Genomic DNA, 3,430 nt, shown 5'->3' on the forward strand with positions numbered 1-3,430 from the left:
GGGGTCATCAGGGTGTCCAATCCGGAATGCGGCGCGTCCGTCGGGACACCAGGCAACATCGCGGCACTATGAATTCGCCGGTCTCATGCCACTTCCCTGGCATCCGGCACAAGAGCCAGCGCTTCCGCGAAGCTTGAGGCGGTGAACTCGGGAACGGCGTTGGCGCTTTCGATGGCAAGCGTCGCCCCGGCGATGCCTTCGCGCAGGGCCACCCGCAGCGGCAGTCCGCGCAGCAAGGCAGCGACCGTTGCGCCCGCCAGCGCATCACCGGCCCCGGTGACGTCAGCGACCTTTCGGGGATTGGGCGGCATGATCGAAAAGGCGCCTGTTTCATCGAACCCCAGCACGGGCGCGTCGCCTGCCGTGACCACGCCACTGACGAGGCCGCTGCATCGCAACCCGTCGACGACCTCGCGCTCCCTGGCATTCGCGGCGACGCCGGCCAGCACCATGGCCTCGCGCCGGTTCATGAAGACCAGCGAGAGCTCCTTCAGCACCGGTATCAGCCGCACCACCTTGGCCGGCGAGATGGCAATGGCGAAAACCGGCTTGCCCGCGGCGAGCGCGACCAGCCGTTCCAGCGCCGCCGTCGGCAGGTTGGCGTCGCAGAACACGGCATCGGCGGCCGCGATTGCTTCGCGCACCCTGGAGCGGCGAATCTGTTTGGGAAAGGCCAACTCATAGAGCGCCATGTCGGCAAAGCCGACGATCAGCTCGCCTTCGCTGTCGATCAGCGCCGTGTAGCTCGGCGTCGTGCGGTCGAGGAAGACCGCCGACAGGTCGGTAATGCCTGTCTCGGCGATGGCTCGCGAAACGGTATCGGCAGCGGCATCGCCGCCGCGAACCGACATCAGCGACGCGGAGACGCCGCGCCGCACGGCGCTGCGCAAAGCATTGAAGACGCCGCCGCCGACATCCTCGCGCATTGTGCCCGGATTGGAGGCGGCAGGCACGTAAGCGCCGGACACCTGGCCGCGTCGGTCGATATGGGCGCCGCCTATGGCCAGTATTTTCGCGGATTTCAGCATGCCGGCGATATGACCTTTGTTATTCCAGCCGCACAAGCGCTAGGTGCGACGGAGCTTCGCATGCGAGGCGGCGATTCGGCAGGTCGAAACAACGGAGCCGTCTGGCCCAACGTGCGGTGCATTCCTGATCGAATCCCTGGACAAAAAAAGAACAAATCCGGATATTGCTTGTTTTTCAGTTATTTGACCCCTCTTGCCAAATGAGAACAAAAAAGGTACAAATAGGCAGGGATTACGGATTGTCCGGCCTTCATTGACGACCAAGGGGTGATGTATCATGGCTCAGAATTCTTTGCGGCTGGTAGAGGACAAGGCAGTGGACAAATCAAAGGCTCTGGATGCGGCGCTGTCGCAGATCGAGCGGGCTTTCGGCAAGGGCTCGATCATGCGGCTCGGCGCCAACGATCAGGTCGTCGAGATTGAAACGGTGCCGACCGGCTCGCTTGGCCTCGACATCGCGCTTGGCGTCGGCGGCCTGCCGCGCGGCCGCATCATCGAAATCTACGGGCCGGAAAGCTCGGGCAAGACGACGCTTGCCCTGCACACCGTCGCCGAAGCCCAGAAGAAGGGCGGCATCTGCGCTTTCGTCGATGCCGAGCACGCGCTTGACCCGGTCTATGCCCGCAAGCTTGGCGTCGATCTCGAAAACCTTCTGATCTCGCAGCCTGACACTGGGGAGCAGGCGCTGGAAATCTGCGACACGCTGGTGCGCTCCGGCGCCATCGACGTGCTGGTGGTCGATTCGGTCGCGGCGCTGACGCCACGCGCCGAAATTGAAGGCGAGATGGGCGATTCGCTGCCCGGCCTGCAGGCCCGCCTGATGAGCCAGGCGCTGCGCAAGCTGACCGCGTCGATTTCGCGCTCCAACACCATGGTCATCTTCATCAACCAGATCCGCATGAAGATCGGCGTCATGTTCGGCTCGCCTGAAACCACCACCGGCGGCAATGCGCTGAAATTCTACGCTTCGGTGCGCCTCGACATCCGCCGCATCGGCTCGATCAAGGACCGCGACGAGGTCGTCGGCAACCAGACCCGCGTCAAGGTGGTCAAGAACAAGCTGGCGCCGCCCTTCAAGGTGGTCGAATTCGACATCATGTTTGGTGAGGGCGTGTCCAAAACCGGCGAACTGGTCGATCTCGGGGTCAAGGCTGGTATTGTCGAGAAGTCTGGCGCCTGGTTTTCCTATAACTCGCAGCGTCTCGGCCAGGGCCGCGAAAATGCCAAGCTGTTCCTGCGTGACAATCCCGACACGGCACGCGAGATCGAGTTGTCGATCAGGCAGAATGCCGGGCTGATCGCCGAAAAATTCCTCGAGAATGGCGGCCCTGAGCGCGGCGATGATGACGGTTTCGAGGAAGAATCCGGCGCGATGTAACAGCTTCGTGCGCGATGCCGGCCGGAGTTCGGCCATAATCGCGTTCTATTATCTCAGGCTTATGTAATCGAGTTCCGCGTTATTGCGTTTCGAAACCGCCGGCCCAGTGCCGGCGGTTTTGCGTTTCGGCGGCGGAACCAGGCCGGGTCGAACGGCCGGCAAAGGCCGTGGATTGGACCAATTCCGTGTTTCTGGACAGGGTGAAGCGCGGCGGCTAAAAGGCCAAGTCCTAATCTTCTAAAACGCAGAGCCCATTTCCGCCGGTTGGCCCGGCGGCTCTTCCAAAAAGGCAGCATCATGAGTGGCGTGAACGAAATCCGGTCGACATTTCTCGACTACTTCCGCAAGGAGGGTCACGAGATCGTCGCATCGAGTCCGCTGGTGCCGCGCAACGACCCGACGCTGATGTTCACCAACGCCGGCATGGTGCAGTTCAAGAACGTCTTCACCGGTCTGGAGAAGCGGCCCTATTCGCGCGCCTCGACCGCCCAGAAGAGCGTTCGCGCCGGCGGCAAGCACAATGATCTCGACAATGTCGGCTACACCGCGCGCCATCTGACCTTCTTCGAGATGCTCGGTAATTTCTCCTTCGGCGACTATTTCAAGGAGCGCGCCATCGAGCTTGCCTGGAACCTGATCACCAGGGAGTTCGGGCTGAACAAGGACAAGCTGCTGGTCACCGTCTATCACACGGATGACGAGGCGGCCGGCTTCTGGAAGAAGATCGCCGGTTTTTCCGACGACCGCATCATTCGCATCGCGACCTCGGACAATTTCTGGGCGATGGGCGACACCGGACCGTGCGGGCCGTGCTCTGAAATCTTCATCGACCGCGGCGAACACATCTGGGGCGGCCCTCCCGGCAGCCCGGAGGAGGATGGCGACCGTTTCCTCGAATTCTGGAACCTGGTGTTCATGCAGTATGAACAGGTGACGAAGGAGGAGCGCATCGACCTGCCGCGCCCCTCGATCGACACCGGCATGGGCCTGGAGCGGATGGCGTCCATCCTGCAAGGGGTGGAAA

3 protein-coding genes are annotated in these 3,430 nt (G+C 62.2%); 2 read left to right on the plus strand and 1 reads right to left on the minus strand.

What is annotated here, in order from left to right:
* Nucleotides 1–83: 83 nt before the first annotated feature.
* Nucleotides 84–1,028, minus strand: coding sequence for a carbohydrate kinase family protein (locus tag EN893_RS24780; protein ID WP_127270930.1), 945 nt, complete (start codon nucleotides 1,026–1,028; stop codon nucleotides 84–86).
* A gap of 277 nt (nucleotides 1,029–1,305) precedes the next feature.
* Between EN893_RS24780 and recA the strand changes: the two genes are divergently transcribed.
* Together recA and EN893_RS24790 are read left to right on the plus strand one after the other, a co-directional pair.
* Nucleotides 1,306–2,406, plus strand: a complete 1,101-nt coding sequence (gene recA, locus EN893_RS24785) for a recombinase RecA (RefSeq protein ID WP_027036993.1) — start codon at nucleotides 1,306–1,308, stop codon at nucleotides 2,404–2,406.
* Nucleotides 2,407–2,703: 297 nt separating this feature from the next.
* Nucleotides 2,704–3,430, plus strand: a 727-nt coding sequence (locus EN893_RS24790) for an alanine--tRNA ligase-related protein (protein ID WP_245490896.1), incomplete at its 3' end; no start/stop codon positions are given.

Origin of the sequence: Mesorhizobium sp. M7A.F.Ca.CA.004.04.2.1 (assembly GCF_004022825.1) — a bacterium.
In the GTDB taxonomy this organism is placed as follows: domain Bacteria; phylum Pseudomonadota; class Alphaproteobacteria; order Rhizobiales; family Rhizobiaceae; genus Mesorhizobium.

What these genes read in the sequence shown, in the direction of transcription:
- EN893_RS24780 (WP_127270930.1), bottom strand. Translation starts at nt 1,028, where the DNA reads ATGCTGAAATCCGCGAAAATACTGGCCATAGGCGGCGCCCATATCGAC.
- recA (WP_027036993.1), top strand. Translation starts at nt 1,306, where the DNA reads ATGGCTCAGAATTCTTTGCGGCTGGTAGAGGACAAGGCAGTGGACAAA.